We start from the raw sequence: 25,773 nt of genomic DNA, 5'->3' as shown, positions 1-25,773 counted from the left end.
GATGCGCCTTGCATCATTGCCAATGCCCGAAGCCGCCCTCCGATTCGCTCTCGCGACGCGGCTGCGGCAGCCAGGCGCGCGGGTCCACGCGGTAATACTTGAACAATTCTGCGAACAGCGCGGCGTGGCGCTCCGACATTTGCCACGGCTTTTCGAAAAAAGTTTCAGTGGCGACGGCGAAAAACTCGGCCGGGCTGGTCGCCCCATAGTGGTCCATCACGCTTTGCTGGCGATACATGGCGTCGGTCTGCAAGCTGGCAAAGTCGCGCGACAGGACGTCGGACCAGTTGCGGTAATTGTCGGCACTGCCGAGGTAAGGGGCGCCATTGTTGCTGCCGGACTCGCTATCGAGCTGGTGCGCGAACTCGTGCAGCACCACGTTCTGGCCGTCGTTCCAGTCGGCCGCGCCGCGCTGCACGTGGTCCCACGACAGGATCACGCGGCCATCGCCCCATGATTCGCCAAGCAAGTCCTGGCGCGCCTCGGTCACCACGCCGGCCGCGTCCACCTGGTTGCGAGGCACCAGGAAAGCGCTGGGATAGACCAGGATGGTATGCAGGTCGGGATAGACGCGGCTGGGACGGTTGAGCAGCAGCAGGCAAGCCTGGCCGGCAATGGTCAGGCGCATCTCGTCGTTCACCTCGAGCCCGGCGCAGCCGACGAACTTTTTCTGATACAAAAATTGCTGCACCAGCTTGTGCAACTGATGCTGCAGGTCGCCGGACATGCGCGCATAGATGGGAATATTGCGCATCAAAATGGCTTGCCACGCGGGCGCGATTTCGCGCGCCAGCACCCGCTTCAGGCGCCAGCCGGGCAAGCCGTAGGCGAGCGCCAAGCCCGCGGCCACAGCGCCAATCAATATCAGCACTTCCATCAGTTTTCCTGTTGCAGAGGCATTGCCTGGGCCAGCAAGGTGTAAGAATCTTGCCGCACCTGGGGATCGAAGGCCCAGGTGTTGACTACGATATGGTCCAGCCCCAGCCGGTCGGCCAAGGCGGCGATGCGCGCGGCCACTTGCGCGCCTGTGCCCACCAGCGCATTGCTGCGCAGGGCAGCGGCGCGCGCCGCTTCAGCCTCCGAGAACGGATAGGCGGCAGCCTCTTCGGGCGACACCAGCGGGCCCAGCAAACCCTGTTCGAAGCGCACGCGCCAGTGCTTGCGCGTGATCAGTTGGCGCTGCGCTTCGGCCTCGGTTGCCGCGGCCAGCGCCCACACGCAAATGGTGGGCTGCGGCGTCGGGAAACGCGCGCTGGGCCGGTAATGTTGGCGGTACAGCGCCAGTGCCTGCTCAACGCCCTGCCCATCGCTGAAAAAATACGCGAAGGCATACGGCAAGCCCAAGTGGGCGGCGAGCTGGGCGCCATATGCCGAACTGCCCAGTATCCACATTTCAGGGCTGGTGGGCCCCGCCGGCTGGGCGCTGATGGCCCGGTACGGATGACCCTCCGGCAAACGCTTGCCTTCGAGCCAGTGCTGCAGGTCGATGATTTGTTCGGGAAAATCGTCAGCACTTTGGCTGGCATGGGGATTGAGCGCGCGCGCCGTCAGGCGGTCCGAACCCGGTGCGCGGCCCAGGCCAAGATCGATCCGGCCCGGCGCAATGGCTTCGAGCACGCGAAACTGCTCAGCGACCTTGAGGGCCGAATAATGCGGCAGCATCACGCCAGCGCTGCCGACCCGGATCGTCCTGGTGGTGGCGGCAATGGCGGCCATCAACACTTCGGGTGCGCTGCCGACAATGCTGCTGCTGTTGTGATGCTCGGAAAGCCAGTAGCGTGCATAGCCAAGCGATTCGCAGTGCCGCGCCAGTGCCAGCGATTCGGTGATCGCATCGGCCGGGACGCGCCCTTTCACGGCAGGCGACTGGTCGAGTACGGACAGTTTCACTGGCGTTCCCCTGCCGCTTAGGCGGCTTTGGCGGTGGCGAAGTACGCGTCCACCGCGTCGGCATTGCCAATGAGCTTGCCTCCGATGAATACTTGCGGCCAGGTCGACTGGCCGGACACGGCGCGCAACACGCTCGAGTTGACCTTCTGGTCTTGCGTGATTTCGGTGAACGTGAGGCCCTGGGCTGTCAAGGTCGCCTTGGCGCGCGCGCAATGGGGGCAGCCCGCCTTGGCGAACACGACCACCGGCTCGGGCACCTGCGCGTTCGGATTGATGTGGCGAAGCATGGTTTCCGCGTCGGACACCTCGAACGGATCGCCTTCCTTGTCCGGCTCGATGAAAGCCTTTTGGATGATGCCATCCTTGACCAGCATCGAATAACGCCACGAACGCATGCCAAAACCAATGTTGCGCTTGTCGACCAGCATGCCCATGCCCTGGCTGAAGTCGCCATTGCCGTCGGGGATGACGGTGATGTTGTCGGCGTCCTGGCCAAGCTTCCACTCGTTCATGACGAAGGCATCGTTGACGGAAATACAGACAATCTCGTCTACGCCATTTTGCTTGAACACGGGCGCCAATTCGTTATAGCGCGGCAAATGGGTCGAGGAACAGGTCGGCGTGTAGGCGCCCGGCAGCGAGAACACGACCACGGTCTTGCCTTTGAAGAGATCATCGCTGCTGATATCTTGCCACTGGTCATTCGGACGGGCTTTGAATACCACCTTCGGTACGGCTTTGCCTTCAAGGGATTCTGGAGTCGGGAGCATGGCGTTTCCTTTCGGTGAGTGGAATTGGCTGTTGCGCGCCACTAAAGACAAGTGGGGCTGTTTGATGACTTTTCAATCAGGAGTTGACACAGAATGATGAAGATAGCACGGTAGCGTAAACGGCACAGGCCCGGACGGTGCCGGGCCTGTAGATTAAAGAAAACACAGCGAGAGTGTCGCAGCGAAGGTGTCGCGACGAAGCCGTCGGAGCGAAGCCGTTACCGGCGCGGCGAGCGCCCGTAACAAGTTGCAGCCAGAGATCAAGCCGCAGGTTGCAGCCCGGGGTTTAAGCCTGCTCCTTGCTCGCCGATGGCGCCGCCCCGAACAATGCCGCCACCAGCGGATCGCGCGCAACCGGGCTGCGGTTGACGCGGATGGCGTAATGGGTGTCGTCCGCGAGGATGTGGAAGTGACGGCCGGTACCTGCCATGCTTTGCTCGCGCAGGCCTGGACGCTCCTTGCGCGGGGCCGCACCTTCGCGTTTTGGCTGAACAATAGCAGCCAAAAATGCCTTGACCCGTTCCGGATCAGGCGAGATTTGGTAGACGGCCTTGCCCAAGTAGGTAGCGGTGCCTTCGATATAGCGCGCCAGTTCGATCACGCCCGCTTCGCGCAGGTCGCGGATATACTTGCGGGCGCCGGAAGGCGAAAACTTGAGGAACCAGGCGATTTCGTCGGCCAGCATTTCATGGGTCGACAGCTCGCCAATCAGCTTTTGCATGTTTTCAATGCGGCGCTGGGTGGCGGACGTCGAACGCACGCGCTCGATCGGCGCCATGGAAATTGGCGGACGCTCGGTCGGCTGCGGCGCGACGCGTTCAATCAGGGATGAATTCGCCGAACTGTGAACTGCGGTCATGTCGCCTTGCGCCGCGTTGCGCTGGTTGGTAGTTGCTTGCATGTTGAGTACTCCATGAGAGAGATAGTCATTTGGACCGGACCCGGCTTGTATCGTTTGACAGCCTGACAACAGTTCGGTTCCGTCCATCTGGGGCACATATTGCCTGCGCTAGATCAACTCTTCTGTGCGCCATCGAACGTTCAGGAATATTTCTGTTCCTTACGCCATCTTTTTTCTGTAAGCATTACTGTGTGCGTTGGCGTACAGATCAAAGGAAATCCTTTGTTTATGCTGGTGTCGTTCGCGCGATTGTGCGTGTGCATCGAACTAAATTGATGTTTAGTCTGCCTGCCCCCGGCACGCGACACTTTATAAAAGGAAACTCACCATGAAAATCACAACCTTGATGGCAGCAATGCTGGCTGTAGCCGCTCTGACCGCTTGCGAAAAAACCACCGTCAACCCTGCACCAACCGTCGTCACCCCGACCGTTGAAGTACCGGTTGCAGTTCCAGGCCCTGCAGTCGCAGTGCCGGTTCCAGGTCCTGCAGGTGCCGCTGGCGCAGACGGTGCCAACGGCATGAATGGCGCCAACGGTGCCAAGGGCGAGCAAGGCAAGACCGGCGACACCGTGATCGTCGTGCCAGAGAAAACAAACTAAGATTACACCGGTAACAAGCTAGTCGCGCCCCGGCGTCCCCCCAAGGACGCCCCGGCGCGATTTTTCATTGCGGCCCGCTTTCCCCCTTCCACCGCTTCTCCCGCTGAACTCATCCCCGTCGCGCCTAGTCGAACAAAGCAGCCTCGCGTTTGCGATGTCACCTACTTTCGACCATCTGGGAGCTTTTTGTGAAAAAAACCAAAAAAATCATCATGGCAACTGCCATCTTGACGTGCACCGGGCCGGCCCTGGCGCAGCAAATCAATCCATCCTGGTACATCCAGCCCAGCATTATTGCGTTCGAACCCGATGACGACTTCGGCCTCGACGAGCGCGACTATGGCGTCGGCCTCAAATTCGGCAAGCCGCTCTCGAAAAACTGGGATGTGCAGCTCGGCGCCACCCATGCGCGCACCGAGAGCGGGCCGGCCAAATACCGCCAAAGCCTGGTTGGCGCCGACGCGCTGCTGATGATCTCGCGCAGCCGGATCCGGCCGTTCCTGCTGTTCGGGCTCGGCGCCCAGCGCGACGACGTCGCCAATACCCAGCGCAGCGTGCGCAAGACCTCGCCCTACGCCAGTGCCGGCCTTGGTTTTCAGATGAGCCTGACCGATCGCCTCTCGCTGCAGGCCGACCTGCGCACCGTGCGCGGCCACTTGCGCGATCACGCCGCGTTCGGCACCACCGTGAGCAACAACAAATATTTCACGGTCGGCCTTAATTACGCGCTCAATCCTCCTCCTGGCCAGAGCCCTGTTGAGCAGCCACCGCCAGCGCCACCGCCGCCAGCGCAGCCGCCAGCCGTTCTTGCTCCGCCGCCACCGCCACCGCCACCGCCGGCGCGTTTTGAAAAGGTCACGCTCTCGAGTACGGAATTGTTCGCCTTCAACAGCGCCACGCTGACCATGCCGCAACCGCGCCTGGACGAGATCGCCGCGGCACTGGCCGCCGATCCGGCCATTACCGATATCGATGTCACCGGCTACGCGGACCGGCTCGGTTCCCCCCAATACAACCAGAAGCTGTCGCAGCGGCGCGCCAACGCGGTGCGCGACTACCTGGTCGGCAGGGGCATCGGTGGCGAGCGCCTGAAAGCTTACGGCAAGGGCGAGGCCAATCCGGTGCTCGAATGCACCAACAAGAACCGGGCAGAGTTGATTAAATGTTTGGAACCGAACCGACGCGTGGAAGTCGAGCGGATTACCATTGAGCGTCGCGTGCAATAAGGCCCGGCCGCAACCGGCGACACGGTTTTGTGATTTTTTCGTAATCCAGGAGAACACCGATGATGGTTGTAAAGGAATGGCTCCCGTTTTCCAAGCAGTTGGCCCAGGTCTGTCGCTGCGCGCTCGATCAATGGTTCGCCCACCGCGCATCGAGCAAGGGCGCCGCGCTGGCCTTTTACACGGCCTTTTCCATCGCCCCCATTCTGGTGCTGGTCATTGCCGTGGCCGGGTTTTTCTGGGGCGCGGCGGCGGCGCAGGGACAGTTGCTGTCGGAATTGCGCGGCTTGATGGGGCCGCAAGGCGCCGAAGCTATCCAGCTGGTGCTGGCCGGCGCGCGCGACAAGGAAAGCGGCGTGCTGGCGACCATCATCGCCACCGTCTTGCTGCTGGTGGGCGCCACCACCGTCTTTGCCGAACTCAAGGATAGTCTCGATGAAATCTGGCAAGTGCCGCCTACCAAGGACAAGACCTGGTGGGTTATTTTGCGCACTCGCCTGCTCTCGTTCGGACTGATCCTGGTGCTCGCTTTCCTGCTGATGGTGTCGCTGGTGGTCAGCGCGGGCCTGACGGTGGCCGAGGATTACGTGGGCGGCTTGTGGAAGGATGCGACCGTGCTGCTCAAGTGGCTGTCGTGGGTGATCAGCTTTCTCGTCATTGCCGTCCTGTTCGGCGTGATTTACAAGCTGCTGCCGCGCATCAAACTGTCATGGCGCGACGTCGTCATCGGGGCGGTGGGGACTGCGGCCCTGTTTACATTTGGAAAATTCTTGATCGGCCTGTATATCGGCAACAGTGGCGTGGCAAGCAGCTTTGGCGCGGCCGGCTCGATGATCGCTTTGCTACTCTGGGTCTACTACTCGGCGCAAATCTTTTTCCTCGGTGCCGAGTTCGCGCGGCAATATGCGCTGCAGCTGGGAAGCTTGCGCGACAAGCCGGATGAAGTGACCGGCGTGGCGAAAGTGTCCAACATCCGGTAGGCCTGCCCCCTCCACATCGTTCTCGTAAACGCGGCGGTGCGACGACTCGCGACCCAAGGAACAGTTGCTCATCTCAACCGTTCTATGGGTCCCCGCGTCGTCGCACCGCCGCGTTGGCGAGAATGTGGTGGTGCCAGCGTGCCGACCCCGCGCCGCCCCTACATCGTTCTCGCGGCGACCCAAAGACCTGCTTAACTGAGCAACCGTTCCATGGCCCGCCGCGTTCGCGAGCCACGTGCAGTTCATTCATCAGCCACCCGATCTCCAGCCCCATACCGGTCATCGCGACTTACTCGCCAAGCAACTCCGCCAGCACTTCCATCCCTTCGACGCGCTCGGCAACGACCTTGATCATCACCACGATCGGCACGCCCAGCAACAAGCCCCACATGCCCCACAGCCAGCCCCAAAACAGCAAGCTGACGAACACGGCCGCAGGATTCATCTTGGCGATGCGCCCCGTCATCCAGGTGGCAATCACCGTGCCAACCAGCGTAGCGATGGCGAGTGACGAACCGGTGACCAGCAAGACCTTGCCGATCGTGTCGAACTGCATGAACGCCGCCAGGCCGGTCGCCGCGGTGATCAGCAAGGGCCCGAAATACGGCATAATGTGCAACAGCCCGGCCACGATGGCCCAGGCGCCGGCATTTTGCAGGCCAATCGCGGTCAACGCACCCCACATCATCAGCGCCAGCAAGGTATTGGTGACCAGCAGCATGAACATGTAATTCTGGATCGAACTGTTGATGTCGTCCAGGATGTGCACCGTCACTTTCTTGCGGCTCAATGAGGGCCCGGTCAGCTTGACGAGCTTGCGCTTGAAGGTGTCGCCCGCAAGCAGCAAAAAGAACACCAGGAACACCACCATCGTCGCTTGCGCGATAAACCCGATCAAGCTCTTCGAACCGGCCAGTACCCAGTCCATGACTTTGAAGCTGCCGCCGGCGGCCGCGCCAGCCATAACCATTTTTTTCGGCGCGATCTTTCTATCTTCGACGCTCGGATTGGCAGTCGCTTGCTCGATCTGATTGGCAGCGGCCTGAATCTGCGTGATCGTGCCCGGGGTGCCGTCATTGGTATCGCGCAGCACCTTGGTGACCTTTTGCGTAATGCGCGGCAAGTCGTCGATAATATTGAAAAACTCGCCCTGCACGCGGTTGAGCGTGACGGCCAACAGCGCCAGCATGGCGACAGTGACGAGCGTGGCGCCGACCGCGCGCGGGATCTTGCAGCGTTCCAGCCACATGACAACCGGGTTGAGCGTGTAGGCAATAAAAATACCCAGCATCAACGGCACCAGGAAGTCTTGCGACCACTGCAGTGCATAAACGAAGGCGATCGTGGCGATTATGCCCAGCGCCAAGCCGCGCGCATTCACATGGATGGGAAAGCGCAGCGTGGTGCTGCCATCCGAACCGACAATATCGTCGACCGATGTCGAGGTCTTGGCCGCCGGCACGGGCGCGGGGGTGGCGCCACCGTCGGCAACGGTCGGCGCTGCGGCGGAAGTGGACTGGGAAGTGTCGGCTAGCTGCATGGTCTTTTTTAGTACGGTAGAGGCGCATCGGGCGATGCAAAAAAGCCGGCCACACAGGCCGGCCAACGTCGGTCGCGACCGCTATGGATTACTTGACGCGAACGTCGTTCTTGACTGATGTTACACCCTTGACGCCGCGCGCGATTTCCACTGCCTTGGCCGCGTCGCCCGGGTCGGCCACAAAGCCGGAGAGCTGGACGTCGCCCTTGTAGGTTTCGACGTTGATTTCGGACGCCTTGATGGTCGGTTCATTGAAGATTGACGCTTTTACTTTGGCCGTGATCACGGTGTCGTCGATGTACTGCCCGGTGCCTTCGCTCTTGCTGGTCGAGGCGCAGCCGGTCACGGCGAGCAGCGAGGCGGCAAACAGCATGGTGGCGAGGCGTTGTGCGATTTTCATGGTGGACTCCTTGGTGGTTGATGTTGCCGACCGCTTCAGCGGCCTGGATTATTTTCCGTAATGCCCTTTGGCGGCCGTCACGCAGCTATCCTTGGCGGCGCCGGCAAAGGCATCGCATTTCTGCATGGCGACCTTGTACTCGGCATCACGCTTGTCGTCGCGCGCATCGGTGCGCGCTTCAATGGCTTTCTTGTCGGCCTTGGCGTCGGACTCGGCGGCAACCCGCGCCGCCTTGGCCTGCGACACGCAGACATCCTTGTCGTTGCCGGTCAGCGCATTGCACTTGACCTTGTCCAGGTCGTAATTGGCCGATGCAATTTTCAGGCGCGACTGGGTGAACGCTTTGAGGGTGTTCTTGTACAGCGCGCTCGCCTCTTGCTCGGTCTTGACGCGGGCCGCCTTGGCCTCCGCGATGCAGACATCCTTGGGGTTGCCGGTCACGATATCGCAGCGCGCCTTGGCCGCCTTGTAGTCCGCTTCGGCCCGGTCTTTCGCTTGCGTATAAGCGGCCTTGGCTTCCGGCGACGGGCCGGCAACGGCGGCGCCGCTGCCCAGGACGGCGATGCCGATCAGGGTGCTGATAAGGATCAGTTTCATATTCTTTTTCTCCGGTTGCACTGCTTCGTTCACGACCATATTACCGATGTTTTACGTGAGTTGCCCATGCTCTTCTGTACGCTGCCGAACACAATGCGCGTTTCCCTGGCAGTTGCGCATTAGCCACATTTCAAGCGCCACCGGCATGGTGCGGCACCGCACAGACCCCGATAGTGTTGGTGACTATCCTGACTCTACACTTTGTCAGGAGAACAACATGAAATCAACTCACACCATTGCAGCAATCGCCTTGGCTACGACTGCCTTGCTGAGCGGTTGCGGCACTACCTCCAGCGATCCCTACAACAACAATAACGGCAACTACAACAACGGCGCCTACAACAATTCAGCGTCGAGCTCGGCCGGCTACGGCACCATCGATTCGATTCAGGTCACGCGCGGCCAGGGCCAGACCAACGGTAGTGGCGCCGTCGTGGGCGGCCTGATCGGTGCCGTGGTCGGCAACCAGGTCGGCAGCGGTTCCGGCCGGGCCGCGGCCACGGTTGCCGGTGCCGTAGGCGGTGCTGCCATTGGCAACAGCGTGGAAGCCGGCAACCGCGCCAATGGACGCGAAATGTACCAGATCGGGGTACGCCTCGACAATGGTGATTATCGCACCTTAATGCAGGACAGCGTCTACGACCTGCGCGTGGGCAACCGCGTGCGCGTGGTCGACGGTCGCGCCTACCGCTACTAAGCGGCGGTGCAACGGCATGAGCCCACGCATCACTAATTAAACATTAAAACAAGCTGTTTCCCCCACCTGTAATACTTTAAAGGAGCCCGCCATGGGTACCATTCTGCTCGTTATTCTTATTCTTGCCCTCGTCGGCGTCCTCCCTTCGTGGGGCCACAGCAAAAGCTGGGGCTATGGTCCTTCAGGTATCGTTGGCCTCCTGGTCATCGTACTGATCGTGATGCTAATTACTGGGCGACTTTAATCGGCAATGCAAACCGGCGCCCCGTGCGCCGGTTTTTTTTGGCCCGCACTTCTGTTATCCACGCATTTCTGCTATTCAGATCAAGGAACTCCATGCGTAACACACCGTTTGTACAGTGCACCGTGCTTGCCTGCGGCGCGCTGGCAGCGGGACGACACGAGCAGCGCAGTGCGCCTGCGCGCGATCCGCAAGGATATTACAGCGGGACTGCAAGAAAACCTGGGCATGTGCAAGGCGGAAAGCGCAGCGCAGCGGCCCGCTTGCGTCAAGCAGGCACGCGCTACCTAGCAGCTTGAGATGGCAGGCGCAAAGGCCCAGGCCGCCGACGGTCAGTAGCCGACAGTAGCAGAGAGCAGCCGATAGCAGCAGAGAGCAGCCGATAGCAGCAGAGAGCAGCCGATAGCAGCAGAGAGCATCCGACAGCAGCCGATAGCAGCAGCGCCGCCCTACTCCGGCGGCAGCTCGTGCACCACCACGGCCGTCTCTTCGGACACATGCTGCAGCCAGCCTGCGTGCTTGAGCGCGCGCAAAGCGTCGCGATAGCCTTGGTCCCAGCGCCACTCAATCGAGCCCTTGGAGAAATTGACATCTTTGGACGCCATGTGCCAGTCGCGTCCGGCGTACGGCAAGCGCACAATGTGCAAGGTAGCGTCGCATCCCAATGCCAGCAAGTCCGATTCGTCTTCGGCCGTACGGCTGCCCGGCGGCAAACGGGCGTACATCTCGCGCAGCTTGCGCTGCATGGTGTGGGTGACGACGTAATCCTCGATATGGCGCCGCGAGCGCGAGGCAAACGTCACATCCTTCTGACGCGTGCTGACCTGGTCCATCGTCACCGGCTCCGGTCCTTCGGCGTTCCACAAGTCGACCATGAAGCAGATGGTGTCGGTCCCGGGCATTTCGTTGAGCACCGATTCGAGCGGGGTATTTGAATACAAGCCGCCATCCCAATACAATTCGCCCGCCACGCGCGTGGGTGCGAAGGCAGGCGGCAGGCTGGTGCTGGCCCGCACGTGCGCCGCGCACAGCTGACCGGTACGGCTGTCGAAATGGGCCAGTTCGCCGCTGCGCACATTGACCGCGTTGACGGTCAGGCGGATGCCGCCCGGCGCGTTCAGATAGTCGAAATCAACCAGTTCCTGGAGCGTGTCGCCCAGTTCGCTCGTATCATAAAAAGATGCCTCGTCGGCCGGCACTTGCATGCCGAACGGGAAGCCGCTCAACAAGCGTGGCCTGAAAAACCCGGGCGCGCCGCGCATTACCGTGTCCAGCGTATTGAACCAAATGTTCGACTGGCGCAAGCTGTCGCTGACCTGGCCCATGTCCATCGCGTCAGGATGCGAGACGCGGTCCCAGAAAGCCTTCACCTTATTGAGCCGGTCCGCCTGCGGGTTGCCGGCAATCAGCGCCGCATTGATGGCGCCGATCGAGGTGCCGACAATCCAGTCGGGCACCAGGTCATGTTCGTGCAGTGCCTGGTAGACGCCGGCCTGGTAGGCGCCAAGCGCACCGCCACCTTGCAGCACCAGCACGATGGGAAGTTTGTCGGGATTGAGCGGATTGGCTGTTGTCATGGCGTCGTGAATGTTCAAAAATAAAAAGACGGCGTCGAACCCGAAAGTTACGACGCCGCTCAAGCCCCACCATATCCTGCATTTGTTGTTGCTAGGCCGGGTACGTGTGCCCGGCAGGGTAAATCGGTGACGACGGCTTACTACATTACCACGGTGCGTCAGTAGGCTGCCTTGGCACGCCGCTGCTGCACATACCATGCAACGGCGCCAGCGGCGGCCAGCACGCCGAGCGCCGGCTTGACCAGTCGGCGCCGCGTGATGAAGCCGATAATACTGACCGCATACGGCATGATGGCGGCTACACTGATGCCCGTGGGCCGCAGCAGGCTGTCCATCCGCGAGCGCAGCGCCCAGCCTGCATGGTCCAGGACATTGTGCAGCAGCGCTTCAGGGCGCGCCCCTTGCCGGATGCCCGCTTTGGCATGCACGATGCCGACCCGGTAAAAGTCAGCCTGACGCTTGAGGCGCGCCTTGCGCGTGGCCAGCGACTGCGCGCCGCCGTCCTCGGGCGACAGTCCAACGATGTTCTTTTCTTCCATGATCATTCCCCCGTCCTCTGGTTGGCTTACAGAAGCATCTCGCGGTCGTTTTTGAGCTCGCTCATCGTCTCTGGAAAAGCAAGTTTTCCTTCCTTGAGCATTGCGCGGGCTTTCAGGCCCAGCAATACCGTGGCGGCGATAAACACCAGGAACATGACCAGCAAAATTTTCCAGCCCATGGCTTCCCATGCCAGCGCGACGATCATCGCGGTGCCATAGGCAATCGCGAACCAGCTGCAGATAACGGCCAGCGCAAACACCGCCAGCAGCGCCAATACCTGGTTGCGCACTTCGGACAGTTCGAGCGCGGCCAGTTCGACGCGCGCCACGAGCAGTCCAAAAACATTTTTTGCCAGGCCGGTCAAGCCACCCATCAGGCCGGGGCCATGTACTGTTGCGGTAGAGGTGTCCATGGCTGCTCCCGGCTAGAATTATTTGCGGCCCAGGATCACACCGACCAGCAAGCCGACGCTGGCAGCGGCGGCGATGGTGCGCCATGGGTTGTCCTTAACATAGACATCGGCAGTGGCGGCCAGTTCCTTGCCTTTGACGATAGCTTGGCCCTGCACCTGCGAAGCCTTGCCCAGCGCCACGTCAAGCATGGCCATGCCGCGCCCGCGCATCTCTTCGGCTTTCTCGCCAGTCAGAGCCGCAGCGGCCGTCAGCAGCGTCTGTGCATCCTTGACCAGCGTCTTGACGTCTGTCTGCACCGTGCTCATGTTGCCGTTGAGGGTGCCGTTGCCGGTGCGCGGGGTGGTGTTATCTAACATGGTGGACTCCATTTTCGTGGTGGTTTGTAAGTGAGGTGCTGTATAGTGGCATGCAATTACTTGGCCAGAAGGTCGCGCATGTCGTCCGCGTGCTCTTCTTCAACGGCCATGATGCCGACCAGCAGATGCTTGGTGGTCGGATCCTTGTCGCCTATGGCGGCAATCATTTGCCTGTACGACTCGATTGCCACGCGTTCGGCAATCAGGTTGGCGCGAATCATCGACTGCACGTCTTCCGATTCATCGTACTCGGCGTGGCTGCGCTGGACCAGCGAAGCCGGGTTGAAATTCGGCGAACCGTTGAGCTGGACAATGCGCTCGGCGAGCGAGTCGGCGTGATCTTGCTCTTGTTGCGCGTGTTCGAGGAACTCGGCCTTGATGGGGCCGTTGCCCACGCCGCTGACGGTGTAATAGTGGCGCTTGTAGCGCAGCACGCAGACCAGTTCAGTGGCCAGCGCGTCATTGAGCATGCGGATCACCGCTTCGCGGTCGGCCTGGTAGCCGTCGGTGACGGCGCCGTCATCGAGGTTGGCGGCTGCGGCGCGGATTGCCTTGACGTCAAAGCCGTGCGCCAGTGTGTTGATGTCTTCCATGGTGTTTTCCTTGTTCAGATCCGGTAATAAAAATTAACGCGGGGCGATCGGCGAGCCCGAATTCGACAGCACGATCTCGACCCGGCGATTGAGCTGGCGGTTGCCTGGCGTATCGTTGTTGGCCACTGGATAAGCCTTGCCGTAACCCTTCATGGCTACGCGCTCGGGCGCCACGCCCATGCCCAGCAGTGCTGTGCGCACGGCAGCCGCACGGCGCTCCGACAGGTCCTGGTTGTAGGCGGCGGCGCCGACGCTGTCGGTGAACCCTTCAACGAGCACGGTGCGCTCCGGATTTTGCGCCAGCACGTCGGCCAGCTTGCGCAGGTTGGCCATGCCGGCCTGCGTCAGCGTGGCTTGGCCGCTGGCAAAGAGCACGTCGCCGATGGTGATGATCATGCCGCGTTCGGTCTTTTTGGCTTGCAGGTCAACCATCATGGCTTCGAGCGCGGCGGCGCGCGCCTGCGCTTCGCGGGTGCGCGCTTCAGCGCCGGCCACCTGGCTGACGGCGGCCGCCGCCTGATTTTGGGCCAGTGCAGCTTGCGCCTGCGCCGCGGCGGCGTCAGCTTTGGCGCGGTCGGCTTCGGCCGTGCGCGCTTCCAGGCGCACCTGGTCGCGTACCTTGCCCGAATTGGCAATGTCGGCTTCGGCACCCTTGGTGCGGGCCACTTCGCGCGCCGTAGCGATTTTTTGCTTGGCGATGTAGGCCAGCTTGTCAATGTCGTTCATGCTGTCGCGGCGGGCGGCGGCAGCGTTGGCTTGCTCGAGCGCGTCGCTTGCTTGTTTGAATTCAAGCGGCGCGTAGCTGGAAATGTTGGGATTGTTGTTGGCAGCGACGAAGTCGCCGCGCGCCTGGTCCAGCATCGGGGTCGTGGTCGGGGTCGACGAGCAGGCGCCGAGCAGAATGGCGCAAGCCAGCGCGGCCGATTTGAGCATCATTGGGGTAGTCGATTTCATGGTGATTCCTTATTCTTGTGTTCTGGCGCCTCACAGGCGCGACGGATCGGGACGGCCCGGCATACCGGGACCTTGAATTATTTAGCGCGGTCAACTTCCTGGCGCAGCACGCGCAGGTCGGCGTCGAGCGCGTTGGCCGCTGCAGTTGCCTTGGCAGAATTGGCCTTGCTTTGCGCCAGTTTTGCGTCCGCCTGCGCCTGGGTGGCCAGGTCGCGCGCCAGCGTGTAATCTTTGGCGGCCAGCGCGGCATTGGCGCGCATCATTTTTTCGCGCGCCAGATTGATTTCTGCGGGAGCAAGGTCGGCGGCGCCGGCGCTCACGGCGTTTTCGACAGCATTTTTCGATACCGCCACGTCAGCCGTTGCCGGCGCTTTCTGCGAACTGGCGCAAGCGGCCAGCGTCAGGACAACTGCAGCGCAAAAGACCTTGGTCAGCTGAATACGGGTTTGGTTCGTCATCGTTGTTTCTCCAGAGATGTTTAGTAATGTCGTGATAACGTTATATGCTGATTCTTTGGCAAGATCGGTACGCTGACGCACATAGCTGCCATTTGCAGGAGGCGCGCCCCCCCTTGGGTGCGTCAGCGCACGAAAAACCGCCGCACTTTAGGCTAAGCTGGCCTTACTAACTAGAGGATTTGCCATGACCCAAGCCGAAGCGACCGCCGGCGCCGCCCAACCCGAGCAACCGGCCGCGCCCCCTTCCTCCCCTAAAAAAACCACGCGTACCACCAAGATCGTGCTCGGCGTGCTCGCCGTGCTGGTCGTCATTCCCGCCATCGCGCTGGTCATTCTGCTCACGTATGACTGGAACAAGGCGCGTCCGTGGCTCAACGCCAAGACCAGCGAAGCCATCGGGCGCCCGTTCAACATTGGCGGCGACCTGTCGCTGACCTGGGAAAAGGCGGCCTTGGCCGAACGCGACCGCAGCTGGCACGACTGGATTCCCTGGCCGCACCTGGTCGCCAAGGATGTCCACGTGGGCAACCCGACCGGCGTGACGGGCGACATGGCCAGCGTCAGCCAGTTCTCGTTCTCGCTCAATCCGCTGGCCCTGCTCGACAAGCGCATCAATATTCCCACCCTGCAGTTCCAGCAACCCAAGGTCGATCTGTTGCGGGGCGCCGACGGCAAGAACAACTGGACCTTTCGCCACGAAGACAAGCCATCGTCGTGGAAAATGGATGTCGAGCGCATCGTCTTCACCAAGGGCGTGATTCATTACAAGGATGCGATTGAAAAAGCCGACATCACGGCCGACGTCGATGTGCTTGAAAACAACGCCAATTACGGCGTGGGCTGGCAGGCGCGCGGCACCTTCAATGGTGCGCCCGTCACCGGCACCGGCAAGGCCGGCGCCGTGCTCTCGCTCAAGGAGCAGATCGCCCCCTTCCCGCTGCAGGCCGACATGCGCATCGGCGCCGTGCATATCGCGCTGGAAGGCACGCTGACCAAGCCGACCCGGCTAGCCGCGCTCGATGTGCGCCTCAAGCTTGCCGCCCCGAGCATGGCGCGCCTGTACGCGGTCAGCGGGCTGGTGCTGCCCGAAACGCCCGCGTTTCGCACCGAAGGGCGCCTGACCGCCGCCATTGGCGCCGACGGCAGCCACTTTACCTACGATCAGTTCAGCGGCAAGGTCGGCAGCAGCGACATCGGCGGCAAGCTCGAATACCAGACCGGCAAGCCGCGCGGCAAGTTGAGCGGCACGGTCGTGTCCAAGCTGCTGCAGTTTGCCGACCTGGGCCCGCTGATCGGCGCCGACTCGAACGCCAGCAAGACGGCGCGCGGCGTGGCAGCGGTCCAGCCGGCCGGCAAAGTGCTGCCGGTGGAAACGTTCCGCACCGAACGCTGGACCGCCATCGATGCCGACGTGCACTACTCCGCCCAGCGCATCATTCGCGACAAACAATTGCCTATCTCCAAACTGAGCACCCATCTGGTGCTCAGCAATGGCGTGCTCAATCTGGCGCCGCTCAATTTCGTCATGGCCGGGGGCGCGCTCAATTCCACCATCAAGCTCGACGGCAGCGGGCGCGAAGGCAAGAACGCGATCCGCGCCACCGCCAAGGTCAGCGCGCGCCATATCCGGATCAAGGAATTGTTTCCCACCATTCCCGACATGCAGGCAACGGTGGGCGAAATCAACGGCGACGCCCAGTTGTCGGCCGTGGGCAATTCGGTGGCAACGCTGCTGGCCGCCTCCAACGGCGAGCTCAAGACAATGATCAACCAGGGTCAAGTGAGCAAGCTGCTACTGGAAAAGATGGGCCTGAATATTGGCAACATCATTCTGGCCCAGCTATTTGGCGACAAGCAGGTCAAGCTCAACTGCATGGCGTCCGACTTCGCCGTCACCCGCGGCGTCATGCAAACGCGTGTGTTTGTCGTCGACACCGACGAAGCGGTGATTAACGCCAGCGGCACGGTCAACCTGGCCAACGAGCAGATGGACTTGACGCTCAAGCCCGAGACCAAGGGTTTGCGCATCTTTTCGCTGCGCGCACCGCTGTACGTCCGGGGCAGCTTCAGCGAGCCGCATGTCAGTGTCGACAAGGGGGTGCTGGCGCTCAAGGCTGGCGCCGCCATTGCGCTGGGCCTGGCGGCGCCCGTGGCAGCCCTGATTCCGCTGATCAACGCCGGCCCCGGCATGGACAGCGGGTGTGCCCAATTACTGCAGGCCGCCAACGTCAAACCCAAGGCCCCGCCCCCCGGGCAGACCAAGGTGCGTTAGTCGTAGCGTTGCCGAGCTTTCACGACTTGGCTGGTGCTATTTCGCAACGCCAGGAGCCTATGTGCGTTGCCGAACAGACTTGCCGGGCAGACAGGCTCTACTCTACGTCTATCGGTGAAGCAAATGCCTTACCGGAAGCTTTAAAACGCTTACCACCATTAAAGGAAAATAACATGAAAAACCTGCGAATCGTATCGAGCCTGTTGGCTGCCATGATGCTGACCACTGTTGTCGGCTGCGCCCCTACCGCGAAAACCGAAAGCGTTGGCGAGTACGTGGACGACAGCGTCATTACCGCCAGCGTGAAATCGGCATTTGCCATCGACCCAACACTGAAGGCAACTGAAATCAACGTCGAAACCTACAAGGGCGTGGTTCAGTTGAGCGGCTTTGTCGCACAAGGCGGCGACATCGCCAATGCAGCGCGCGTCGCTGGCGGCGTTAAAGGTGTGAAGTCGGTTAAAAACGACATCCGCATGAAGTAATACGTACTTAATTAATCGACTTAATATCTGTTCAAGAGGCTCAAAATGAAATCATTCAAACAAATCGTCGTTAGTGCATCGCTCGTTGCAGTCGCACTGGGCCTGACCGGTTGCGCCGGCATGTCCAACCAGGACAAGAACACCGCCATCGGCGCTGGCGCTGGTGCAGTCATCGGCGGCGTACTGACCGGCGGCAGCCCGGTCGGCGTCGTCGGCGGCGCGGCAGTTGGCGGCGTTGTCGGCAACCAGGTCAAGACCACGCGTTAATTCGCCGGCTTGCACGATCAAAAGCGCCCCGCCTTGCGGGGCGTTTTTTTGTCCGCGTTGTTTGCGCCGGGCGCCGCCAGGCAGGCACGGGGCGTGCGGGCACAGCCCAGGATCGGCCGTGCACAGAAGATGCGGCCGATGCAGGCTGAGAAGCAAGCGCGGCGAAAAGTGAAGAGAGAAGCGAAGTCGAGCGAAAAGACGAGCAAAAAGACGAGTAAAGAGACGAGCGAGGGGCGAACGATTGGCATCAACACCGGTTTGGCGACCCGCGCAATGACGCTTTACACCGACGCTCAGACGAAGGCGGTGGACAGCGCGGTCACGCCGGCATCCTTGACAATCTCGTAGCATTTGCAGGAAGCCGCTGCAAGGCCCTGCACGTCGAGGATCTCAATATTGCCGCGACTGTAAATGATCAGCCCCTGCTGCTGCAGCGCGCTGGCCGCCTTGGTCACGCCGACCCGGCGCACCCCGAGCGCATGGGCCAAAAACTCATGCGTGAGATGGAATTTATCGGACTTGAGTCGGTCGCGCGTGATGAGCAGCGATCGCGCCAGGCGCGCCTCGAGCACGTGAAAGCGGCTACACACGGCAATCTGAATGGCCTGCGCCAGCAAGGTGTCGGTATAGCGGTACAGCACGCGCTGCAGCGACGGGTTGCGCGCGAACTCGGTGCGAAACTTGGCGCTGTCCATGCGGCTGGCGCTGCCGGCGCGCTGCACGATGGCGCGCACCTGCGACACGTCATGCCCCAGCGCCACGGTGGCGCCCAGCATGCCTTCGCGCCCGACCAGGCCCACTTCAAGTGTCATGCGTCCTTCGGCCACGCCCAGCAGCGAAATCAGGCTGTCGTTGGGAAAATAGATATGGCGAATCGGCGCCGCCGGCTCGGACAGCACTTCGCCAACGTCAATCTGCACCGGCTCAAGCATCGGCGCCAGGCGCGCGAAGTCATGCGCAGGCAAGGCTGCAAGCAGTTCGTTGCCGTTTGGATGAGCGACTTCTTGGGGCGACACGATACTCATGGCGCGCCCCTGCAAGCGCTGCGCAGTATGATACATCGGACGAAAAGGGGAGAAACCATCGGGGAACTTTGCTGATTGAGTAGTGCGGATACATTTGCAAACAATTTCGATCAGCGTAGCGATAATAATAATGAAAGTATGTACGGTGACGCACGGAAGCGCCCGTCTCTAAAACGGACAATGAGCGGTATCGAACAAAGCGCCGCGCATGCTCGCGCCATTCGACCCTGACAATAAAAGGAAAAAAACCATGAACACTCCCCTCAACGCGCCGGTCAAACCGGCAAGCCATCATCCAATGATGATCCTGGCTGCGGTCGCCATCATCCTGTTCTGTTTGGCCGGCACCGCCGCCATCATGGGCTGGATTCCATCTAGCTTCGGCGGCAAGACCAGCAGCGGCGAGCTGACCGCGAGCGACCGCGCGGCCCTCGCTTCCAGCCTGACTGACAGTAACGGCAACGGCATGAACGTGGGCAACACCGGCGTGGAAGCCCAGCGCGAACGCGACCGTCTCGCCCAGCTCGACCGCGACACCGTGTCCCAGCGCGAACGCAACGGCCTTGCCGCGCGCGCACCGGCGCAGCCGGCCTACCGCGAAGCGTCGTACCAGGAGCCGATGCGCCTGGCGCAAGCGGACACCAGGCCCGTACACAAGGTCTGCAGCAATTGCGGCCGCGTCGACTCGGTGCGCGCCATCAAGACGCGCGCCCAGGGCAGCGGCGTGGGCGCCGCCGGCGGCGCCATCCTTGGCGGCTTGCTCGGCCACCAGATTGGCGGCGGCAACGGCAAAAAACTGGCCACCGTGGCGGGCGCCGTGGGCGGCGCAGTGGTCGGCAACCAGGTCGAGGGCAACATGAAAGCGACCACTAGCTATGAAGTCCATGTGCGCATGGACAATGGCGCTTCGCGCACCTTCCACCTGCAAAATCTGAACGGCTACAACTCGGGCGACCGCATCAAGGTCGTCAACGGCGCGCTGCACCACGCTGGTTGAACCCGGGGCGGCAGGCGCCGCCCAGGCACCAGATACGCCCGGTCGGCAAGCTGCGACCGGGCGTTTTTAATTGTAAGGATTTATTGCGAATAGGACAGAATTTTGTCAATCAATGTACGCTAACGTACGGAATCGGAGAAGGGTTTTTGGGATACTTGTGTCAACGACCTTAGTCGCCCCACACAACCCTACCGAGGACCCATCATGCTCTATACAATTGCCGTCGTACTGTTAATCCTGTGGCTGCTCGGCCTGGTCACCTCCTACACCCTGGGTGGCTTCGTCCACATTTTGCTGGTCGTGGCTGTTATCATGATCCTGATTCGCTTGATTAGCGGACGCGGCATATAGCACTTGCTGTAGCTGGCCATCATTTGATGACCGATCCGTTTCGCAGTTACGCCTGGATTACTGGCGTGACCGCGAAACGGATTTAATCTTTCAAGGAGAAGTTTATGAATAAGAATATTGCTAAATCATTGGTTGCAGTGACCGTCCTCGCCATGGCCACCGGTTGCGCCGACATGTCCACCACCCAGCGCGGCACGGCAACGGGCGCTGGCGTCGGCGCCGGCCTGGGCGCCATCATCGGTGGCAGCACCAGCGGCGGCGGCGGCGGCCGTGCCACCCGTGGGGCGATCTTGGGCGGCGCAGCAGGCGCGCTGATCGGCAACATCTGGTCGAACCGGATGGAAAAGCAAAAGCAGGAAATGGAAGCGGCAACGCGCGGCACCGGCATCCAGGTCAGCCAGACGTCCGACAACCGCCTCAAGCTCGACATTCCGGCCGACGTCTCGTTCGACACGGGCCGTTCCGACATCAAGTCGAACTTCCGTCCCGTGCTCGAGCGCTTTGCGCAGACCCTCAACGACAACCCGGCCGCCACCGTGTCGATCATCGGCCACACCGACAGCACCGGCAGCGCGAGCGTCAACGATCCGCTGTCCGTGGACCGTGCCGCGCGCACCCGCGACTACCTGTCGCAGCGCGGCGTGTCGCCCAACCGCATCATGATCGACGGCCGCGGCGAGCGCGAGCCGGTCGCATCGAATGACAGCGATTCGGGCCGCGCGCGCAACCGCCGCGTCGAGATCTACGTGGCGGAGCGCCAGGGCTGATCATCGCGCTCCGGCGCTGCCAAAGGCCAGACGAAGCGAAAAAAACCGGCACCAGGCGTCAACCGCAAGTTGACGCCGGTGCCGGTTTTTTCACGTCGCCTACATCCCGGTTGCTGGCGATCTACTGCTTCCCTACCTAGAGCGGCGCCGAGAGCGCAGCCGCGCAGGCCGTGGCGGGCGCATAAACGGTGCCGCCCAGCTCAGGTGCTTTCGATATACGCGCCATAGCGCTCGCGCGCCAGCGTGGCGACCGGTCCTGCGGCCAGCACGCGCGCCTCGTAGCGCACGCAAGGCGTGACCTTGCCGTAGTTGCCGGTACTGAAAATCTCCAGCGCCGCCGCTAACTCTTGCGGCGCCACGCTGCGCTCCTCGACCGCCACGCCGGCCTCGGCCAGCAAGGCAATCACACGCGCGCGGGTGATGCCAGCCAAAAACGTGCCATTCGGGACAGGCGTGACCACCTTGCCCTCGGGCGTGACCAGGAACAGATTGGACGTCGCAAATTCAGCCACCGCACCCTTACTGTCGAGCACGACGGCATTATCGTAGCCGCGCTCCTTCGCTTCGCGCATGACGCGCGTCGAGTTGGCATACAACGCTGACGCCTTGGCGTCGGTGGGCGCCATGTCCGCGTCCGGGCGGCGCAGCGGCGACAAGCAGGCCGAAAACCCGGTGAATGCGGGCATGGGGGAATCGAACAGCGTGAGGGCAAAACCGCTGTGCTGGGGCTCGGGAATCAGAAAGCCTTCGCAACCGAACACGAGGGGCCGGATATACAGCTCGGCCTCGGCCGGGAACTTGGCCACGCCTTCGCGCGTGAGCGCTTCCATCTCATCGACCGTCAGCGGGCACTGCAGGCCAAGCCGCGTGGCCGAATGGATGACGCGCTGCAAGTGCGGTCGCAAATCGGGCAAATGGCCGCGAATGGCGCGCGCACCGTCGAACACGGACGAGCCCAGCCAGACGCTGTGGTCCATGGCGCCGAACAGGGGAACATTTCCCTCTGCCCATTGACCCTTGAAATAAGTCAGGTACATATGCGGTCCTCTATAAAAAATACCGGAATAAGTGTACCCGAAGAAAGCTCCCCAGCAACAAACCGGGGTCCGACCTCTGCGGGGAGATTATTTCCGCCCAGTCACTAGGCAATGGCCCTCGCCTCAAGGATCACGTTTTTTATCAGAACAATTGGTCGCCGGTACAAAAATGAGATTTTGGAGGTCTGCCCCCAAAAAAAAATGTTTCAGTGCATAAATATATTTTCGATTGGCGACGCATGCGTACGCTAGCGTACACAAGTCCTTGCGGTAAGCCAAGTACACTAGCCTTTTAGTATCTGCAGCAATAATTGCCATGTTAAGCATCTTAGAACGCATCAATCCCCACAGCGACCGTATCGACATGCTGGTCGAACTGGTGCAGCAGCTGCGTCCCGAAAAAGCCGGCGACGCAGCGCTGGCGAGCGCACGCATCCGCACGCTGACCCATCTGCTCCGCGGCACGCCGCAGCTCGCCTCGGCGCTGCGCAGCTATCTGACGCGCCTGCTTGAAAGCCGCCGGCACGCCAGCTTGTATACCGATATCGGAGTGCTATCGAACGATGGCTTTTTTACTGAGCTGAAACGGCGCATCTCCTACCGCTGCCTGCCGCCCGCCTTGGGCGACGTCTACCTGAACGACGCGATCGACCAGGTTTTGTACGTGAATACCGACTATGCCTGGATCAATGGCGTGCCGATCGCAGACTGGCTGGCGCTGTACGACGTGCTCGTCGCCGCCGCGCCGGCCGCTGCGCTTGCCACTGATAAGCCGCCCGCCGACCCGGGGCGCACGACGCTGCTGGGCATGCTGGAAGCGATCCGCACCCTCTCCTGCCGCGTCTGCTCACTGGGCCTGGAGCCGCGCCTGATTCGTAGCCACGCCGATATCGAAAACTTCGATTCGCCGTTCCTGATGCAAAACATTGAAGTGAATCACTATCTGGACGGCTACCAGCGCCTGCTCGCCGAACGCGATGCGCCACTGGAAGACGCGCGCCCCATCCTGGTCATGCTCGACCAGTGCAGCAGCGTCATCGACAAGGTGCGCAGGAACGCCACCACGCAGGGCACCAGCGTGGCACTCACTTATGTACTCGTCGCGCTGACCCAGAGCATCGACCGCCTGCGCAAGCTGCTGTTCCTGGTCGACGTCAGCGGCGAGCTGCCCGCCGCGCCCACGGTCGACCTGGCACTGGTCGCCGACCAGGCAACGCCGGCCGACAAGCCGCCCACCTCGCTGCGCCGCGCCGGCGCCATTGCCCTGGCCCAGGAACTGGTCGAAGCGCACAACCACAAGTACACGGTGCGCGACCTGTTTGCCGACAATATCGACCTGCTGGCGCGCAACGTTACCGAAAACGCCAGCCGCACTGGCGAGCACTACATTGCGGACAACCGCAGCGAGCTGCGCGGCATGTTCCTGTCCTCGGCCGGCGCCGGCGTCATTGTCGGTTTCATGGCGCTCATTAAGATTTTGATGGGTACGCTGCGCACGGCGCCGCTGGTCGAGGCCTTCCTGTTCAGCCTGAACTATTCATTCGGCTTTGTGCTGATCCACATGCTGCATTTCACCATCGCCACCAAGCAACCGGCAATGACGGCCTCGCGCATTGCCAGCGGCTTGTCGAGCAAGGATGGACGCAACATCGACCTCGACAGCATGGCCGACTTGCTCAGCAAGGTGTTTCGCACCCAGTGCATCGCCGTGCTCGGCAACCTGGCCACCGTGCTGCCGATTGCCTGGCTGATCGCCGTTTGCTGGCCGCTCATCACCGGCACCCACCTGGCGTCGCCGCAAAAGGCGGCCCACCTGCTGCACGACATCGATCCCTTCCACAGCCTGGCGCTGTTCTACGCCGCCATCGCAGGCGTGTGCCTGTTCCTGGCCGGCCTCATTTCGGGCTACTACGACAACAAGGCGCTGTACACCCAGATGGCGCAGCGCGTGGCGCAACTGCGCGCTCTGCGCCGCCTGCTGGGACCGGACCGGCTGGCGCGCCTGGCCCTCTACGTCGAAAACAATCTTGGCGGCCTGATGGGCAACCTGGTATTTGGGGTCATGCTGGGCACCATTGGCAAGCTCGGTGACGGCCTCGGCCTGCCGCTCGACATCCGCCACGTGACGTTTTCGGCTGCCAACTTCTCCACGGCGCTGGTCGCCCTCGATCATCACATGAGCTGGCAGCTGGCCGCCACCTCGATCGCCGGCTTCCTCGCCATCGGCAGCGTCAACTTGCTGGTCAGCTTTTCGCTGGCGCTGTGGGTGGCGCTGCGCGCGCGCAAGGTGCATTTCACCCAGGGCATGTCCCTGGTCCAGACCATGGGTCGCCGCTTCCTGGGCGCGCCCATTGATTTTTTTATCGGGCCAAAGAACTTTTGTTCATATCGGCCCGGCACCGAACCTTTTGGGGAAACCAAATGAGCACCATGCGCGCTGCGGCGCTGTCCACCTTTTTGGCGTGCGCGCTTGCGCTGACCTCCTGCGTTTCGCTGCCGCAGGTCAATTCGGACGCGCAGCCGGTGGCTGCCCGCGAGAACCCCATTGTCGCCACCGCCAAAGGACGCCTTGCCCGCAAGCAGGCCGCTGACTTATTGGCCAAACGCTGGGCCAAGGCCACGCCCGACATGAAGGCGCTGGCCTTGCTCGAAGAAGCGGCCACCGGTGTGCCCCTCATCGCCGGCAACAAGGTGACGCTGCTGTTCGATGGCCCGATCACCATGAAGGAAATGATGGCGGCGGCGAGCGCGGCAAAAAGCTCGATCAACCTGGAAACCTATATCTTCGACCAGGACCCGGTCGGCCTGCAATTTGCCGACCTGCTGATCGAAAAGCGCAGGCAGGGCTTGACGGTCAATGTGCTGTATGACAGCGTGGGCGCGATGGCAACGCCGCCGGAGTTCTTCGCGCGTATGAAAGCGGCGGGCGTCAACGTCCTGGCATTTAACCCGGTCAACCCGACCAAGCGCATCGGCAAATGGGAATTGAACAACCGCGACCACCGCAAGCTGATGGTGGTTGACGGCAAAGCGGCATTTACCGGCGGCATCAACATCAGCAGCACCTACGCCAACAGTTCCTTTTTCCGCTCGAGCCGCAAGCCGGAGACGGTCGACAAGAAAAAGGTCGGCTGGCGCGACACGCATATCAAGATCGAAGGTCCGGCAGTCGCTTCGCTGCAGTGGAATTTCATTAACGCCTGGGTCGACCAGGATGCGGGCGACTTGGCCGAGGCCGACTATTTCCCGTCGCTGCCGCCGATGGGCGACAAGATTGTGCGCGTCCTCGCGACCGATCCGGACCGGGAATCGGAGATCTACAAGGCCTTCATCATCGCCATCCAGGAAGCAAAAACCTCGGTACACATCACGTCCGCCTATTTTGTGCCGGACCAGCAATTTGTCGATGCGCTGGTGGCCGCTGCCAAGCGCGGCGTAGACGTCAAGCTGGTGTTGCCGGGCGTATCAGACCACGGCCTGGTGATGCATGCCGGACGCGCGTTCTATGAAACATTGCTGAGCAATGGCGTGAGGATTTTTCAGTTGCAGGTAGCGGTGCTGCATGCCAAGACAGCTGTCATTGACGGCACTTGGTCGACGGTGGGCTCGGCTAATATCGACCGCCGCAGCTTTCTGCACAACTATGAATTGAACGTGGTGATACTCGACCCGGCGTTTGGGCGCGACATGGAAAGCGCTTACGCGGAAGACTTGCGCGATTCCAAGGAAGTAACGTTGCAAGAATGGCGCAGAAGGCCCATTTCGGACCGGATCAAAGAATTTGCGTCGCGCCTGACGGAGTACTGGATCTGATCGGGTCCGTTAAGCGCATCGCCCTCGC

General features: G+C 61.6%; 29 protein-coding genes. 13 read left to right on the top strand and 16 right to left on the bottom strand.

The annotated features are described in order from the left end of the window. Positions 1 to 13: 13 nt before the first annotated feature. The 4 genes from ACP7D4_RS21445 to ACP7D4_RS21430 all read right to left on the bottom strand — a co-directional run bounded on the left by ACP7D4_RS21445 (position 14) and on the right by ACP7D4_RS21430 (position 3,561). On the bottom strand, positions 14 to 877 hold the full coding sequence (locus ACP7D4_RS21445) for a zinc-dependent peptidase (RefSeq protein ID WP_426211214.1): 864 nt from the start codon (positions 875 to 877) through the stop codon (positions 14 to 16). After that, positions 877 to 1,890, bottom strand: coding sequence for an LLM class flavin-dependent oxidoreductase (locus ACP7D4_RS21440; RefSeq protein WP_426107673.1), 1,014 nt, complete (start codon positions 1,888 to 1,890; stop codon positions 877 to 879). Before ACP7D4_RS21440 ends, ACP7D4_RS21445 begins: the two co-directional genes overlap by 1 nt. 17 nt (positions 1,891 to 1,907) lie before the next feature. Further along, positions 1,908 to 2,660 (bottom strand): glutathione peroxidase, encoded by a 753-nt coding sequence (locus ACP7D4_RS21435; protein ID WP_426107674.1) that lies wholly within the window; start codon positions 2,658 to 2,660, stop codon positions 1,908 to 1,910. A 286-nt stretch (positions 2,661 to 2,946) separates the two neighbouring features. Then, on the bottom strand, positions 2,947 to 3,561 hold the full coding sequence (locus ACP7D4_RS21430; RefSeq protein WP_426107675.1) for a winged helix-turn-helix domain-containing protein: 615 nt from the start codon (positions 3,559 to 3,561) through the stop codon (positions 2,947 to 2,949). 328 nt (positions 3,562 to 3,889) lie between these two features. On the opposite strand from ACP7D4_RS21430, the gene ACP7D4_RS21425 reads away from it, so the two are divergent. The 3 genes from ACP7D4_RS21425 (at position 3,890) to ACP7D4_RS21415 (ending at position 6,365) form a co-directional block, all read left to right on the top strand. Further along, complete coding sequence (locus ACP7D4_RS21425; protein ID WP_426211212.1) at positions 3,890 to 4,162, top strand: collagen-like protein; 273 nt, start codon at positions 3,890 to 3,892, stop codon at positions 4,160 to 4,162. A 188-nt stretch (positions 4,163 to 4,350) separates the two neighbouring features. Further along, positions 4,351 to 5,388 carry an OmpA family protein gene (locus ACP7D4_RS21420; RefSeq protein ID WP_426107677.1) on the top strand — a complete coding sequence of 346 codons (1,038 nt, stop codon included), beginning with the start codon at positions 4,351 to 4,353 and terminating at the stop codon, positions 5,386 to 5,388. A gap of 62 nt (positions 5,389 to 5,450) precedes the next feature. Further along, positions 5,451 to 6,365, top strand: a complete 915-nt coding sequence (locus tag ACP7D4_RS21415) for a YihY/virulence factor BrkB family protein (RefSeq protein ID WP_426107684.1) — start codon at positions 5,451 to 5,453, stop codon at positions 6,363 to 6,365. A gap of 289 nt (positions 6,366 to 6,654) precedes the next feature. Here the strand turns inward: ACP7D4_RS21415 and ACP7D4_RS21410 are convergent, their stop codons facing one another. From ACP7D4_RS21410 to ACP7D4_RS21400, 3 genes are all read right to left on the bottom strand, one after another. Then, positions 6,655 to 7,905 carry an AI-2E family transporter gene (locus tag ACP7D4_RS21410; protein ID WP_426211210.1) on the bottom strand — a complete coding sequence of 417 codons (1,251 nt, stop codon included), beginning with the start codon at positions 7,903 to 7,905 and terminating at the stop codon, positions 6,655 to 6,657. 88 nt (positions 7,906 to 7,993) lie between these two features. Further along, positions 7,994 to 8,305: a BON domain-containing protein gene (locus ACP7D4_RS21405; protein WP_426107679.1), complete on the bottom strand. Its 312-nt coding sequence runs from the start codon at positions 8,303 to 8,305 to the stop codon at positions 7,994 to 7,996. 48 nt (positions 8,306 to 8,353) lie between these two features. Then, positions 8,354 to 8,902 (bottom strand): hypothetical protein, encoded by a 549-nt coding sequence (locus tag ACP7D4_RS21400; RefSeq protein ID WP_426107680.1) that lies wholly within the window; start codon positions 8,900 to 8,902, stop codon positions 8,354 to 8,356. 217 nt (positions 8,903 to 9,119) lie between these two features. Between ACP7D4_RS21400 and ACP7D4_RS21395 the strand changes: the two genes are divergently transcribed. Continuing rightward, complete coding sequence (locus ACP7D4_RS21395) at positions 9,120 to 9,599, top strand: glycine zipper 2TM domain-containing protein (protein ID WP_426107681.1); 480 nt, start codon at positions 9,120 to 9,122, stop codon at positions 9,597 to 9,599. Between the two features lie 91 nt (positions 9,600 to 9,690). Continuing rightward, positions 9,691 to 9,843 carry a DUF3309 family protein gene (locus tag ACP7D4_RS21390; protein WP_426107682.1) on the top strand — a complete coding sequence of 51 codons (153 nt, stop codon included), beginning with the start codon at positions 9,691 to 9,693 and terminating at the stop codon, positions 9,841 to 9,843. A 446-nt stretch (positions 9,844 to 10,289) separates the two neighbouring features. Here ACP7D4_RS21390 and ACP7D4_RS21385 read toward each other — a convergent pair whose 3' ends face one another. From ACP7D4_RS21385 to ACP7D4_RS21355, 7 genes are all read right to left on the bottom strand, one after another. Beyond that, positions 10,290 to 11,417: a patatin-like phospholipase family protein gene (locus ACP7D4_RS21385; RefSeq protein ID WP_426211208.1), complete on the bottom strand. Its 1,128-nt coding sequence runs from the start codon at positions 11,415 to 11,417 to the stop codon at positions 10,290 to 10,292. Between the two features lie 158 nt (positions 11,418 to 11,575). Continuing rightward, positions 11,576 to 11,962: a hypothetical protein gene (locus ACP7D4_RS21380; protein WP_426107372.1), complete on the bottom strand. Its 387-nt coding sequence runs from the start codon at positions 11,960 to 11,962 to the stop codon at positions 11,576 to 11,578. A gap of 20 nt (positions 11,963 to 11,982) precedes the next feature. Beyond that, on the bottom strand, positions 11,983 to 12,369 hold the full coding sequence (locus ACP7D4_RS21375; protein WP_426211206.1) for a phage holin family protein: 387 nt from the start codon (positions 12,367 to 12,369) through the stop codon (positions 11,983 to 11,985). Between the two features lie 18 nt (positions 12,370 to 12,387). Next, on the bottom strand, positions 12,388 to 12,726 hold the full coding sequence (locus tag ACP7D4_RS21370; RefSeq protein ID WP_426107375.1) for a DUF883 family protein: 339 nt from the start codon (positions 12,724 to 12,726) through the stop codon (positions 12,388 to 12,390). Positions 12,727 to 12,782: 56 nt separating this feature from the next. Beyond that, positions 12,783 to 13,319: a ferritin-like domain-containing protein gene (locus ACP7D4_RS21365; RefSeq protein WP_426107377.1), complete on the bottom strand. Its 537-nt coding sequence runs from the start codon at positions 13,317 to 13,319 to the stop codon at positions 12,783 to 12,785. Between the two features lie 33 nt (positions 13,320 to 13,352). After that, the gene (locus ACP7D4_RS21360; RefSeq protein WP_426107379.1) at positions 13,353 to 14,273 is read right to left on the bottom strand and encodes an OmpA family protein; all 921 of its coding nucleotides are present in this window, start codon (positions 14,271 to 14,273) and stop codon (positions 13,353 to 13,355) included. A gap of 77 nt (positions 14,274 to 14,350) precedes the next feature. Next, complete coding sequence (locus tag ACP7D4_RS21355; protein WP_426107381.1) at positions 14,351 to 14,731, bottom strand: DUF4398 domain-containing protein; 381 nt, start codon at positions 14,729 to 14,731, stop codon at positions 14,351 to 14,353. A gap of 184 nt (positions 14,732 to 14,915) precedes the next feature. Here ACP7D4_RS21355 and ACP7D4_RS21350 point away from each other — a divergent pair, with 184 nt between their 5' ends. From ACP7D4_RS21350 to ACP7D4_RS21340, 3 genes are all read left to right on the top strand, one after another. Continuing rightward, positions 14,916 to 17,003, top strand: coding sequence for an AsmA family protein (locus ACP7D4_RS21350; RefSeq protein ID WP_426107382.1), 2,088 nt, complete (start codon positions 14,916 to 14,918; stop codon positions 17,001 to 17,003). 173 nt (positions 17,004 to 17,176) lie between these two features. Further along, the gene (locus tag ACP7D4_RS21345) at positions 17,177 to 17,488 is read left to right on the top strand and encodes a BON domain-containing protein (RefSeq protein ID WP_426107383.1); all 312 of its coding nucleotides are present in this window, start codon (positions 17,177 to 17,179) and stop codon (positions 17,486 to 17,488) included. Between the two features lie 45 nt (positions 17,489 to 17,533). Then, positions 17,534 to 17,755, top strand: a complete 222-nt coding sequence (locus ACP7D4_RS21340) for a glycine zipper 2TM domain-containing protein (protein ID WP_426107385.1) — start codon at positions 17,534 to 17,536, stop codon at positions 17,753 to 17,755. Positions 17,756 to 18,048: 293 nt separating this feature from the next. On the opposite strand, the gene ACP7D4_RS21335 is transcribed toward ACP7D4_RS21340, so the two are convergent. Then, positions 18,049 to 18,780, bottom strand: a complete 732-nt coding sequence (locus ACP7D4_RS21335; RefSeq protein ID WP_426107386.1) for a Crp/Fnr family transcriptional regulator — start codon at positions 18,778 to 18,780, stop codon at positions 18,049 to 18,051. 250 nt (positions 18,781 to 19,030) lie between these two features. Here ACP7D4_RS21335 and ACP7D4_RS21330 point away from each other — a divergent pair, with 250 nt between their 5' ends. From ACP7D4_RS21330 to ACP7D4_RS21320, 3 genes are all read left to right on the top strand, one after another. Continuing rightward, entirely contained in the window at positions 19,031 to 19,777 is a 747-nt protein-coding gene (locus ACP7D4_RS21330) for a glycine zipper 2TM domain-containing protein (RefSeq protein WP_426211204.1), read from the top strand. A gap of 204 nt (positions 19,778 to 19,981) precedes the next feature. Then, entirely contained in the window at positions 19,982 to 20,128 is a 147-nt protein-coding gene (locus tag ACP7D4_RS21325; RefSeq protein WP_426107389.1) for a lmo0937 family membrane protein, read from the top strand. Positions 20,129 to 20,232: 104 nt separating this feature from the next. After that, positions 20,233 to 20,895 carry an OmpA family protein gene (locus ACP7D4_RS21320; protein ID WP_426107390.1) on the top strand — a complete coding sequence of 221 codons (663 nt, stop codon included), beginning with the start codon at positions 20,233 to 20,235 and terminating at the stop codon, positions 20,893 to 20,895. A gap of 200 nt (positions 20,896 to 21,095) precedes the next feature. Here the strand turns inward: ACP7D4_RS21320 and ACP7D4_RS21315 are convergent, their stop codons facing one another. After that, on the bottom strand, positions 21,096 to 21,932 hold the full coding sequence (locus ACP7D4_RS21315) for a branched-chain amino acid aminotransferase (protein ID WP_426107392.1): 837 nt from the start codon (positions 21,930 to 21,932) through the stop codon (positions 21,096 to 21,098). 316 nt (positions 21,933 to 22,248) lie between these two features. Between ACP7D4_RS21315 and ACP7D4_RS21310 the strand changes: the two genes are divergently transcribed. Both ACP7D4_RS21310 and cls read left to right on the top strand, forming a co-directional pair. Then, positions 22,249 to 24,357, top strand: a complete 2,109-nt coding sequence (locus ACP7D4_RS21310; protein WP_426211202.1) for a site-specific recombinase — start codon at positions 22,249 to 22,251, stop codon at positions 24,355 to 24,357. After that, the gene (cls, locus tag ACP7D4_RS21305; RefSeq protein WP_426107394.1) at positions 24,354 to 25,745 is read left to right on the top strand and encodes a cardiolipin synthase; all 1,392 of its coding nucleotides are present in this window, start codon (positions 24,354 to 24,356) and stop codon (positions 25,743 to 25,745) included. Before ACP7D4_RS21310 ends, cls begins: the two co-directional genes overlap by 4 nt. Positions 25,746 to 25,773: the final 28 nt, after the last annotated feature.

Origin of the sequence: Massilia sp. TWP1-3-3, from assembly GCF_049897805.1 — a bacterium.
Lineage (GTDB): Bacteria > Pseudomonadota > Gammaproteobacteria > Burkholderiales > Burkholderiaceae_D > Telluria_A.
The sequence above is the reverse complement of the archived record's forward strand: the minus strand, read 5'-3'. Positions and strand labels throughout refer to the sequence as shown.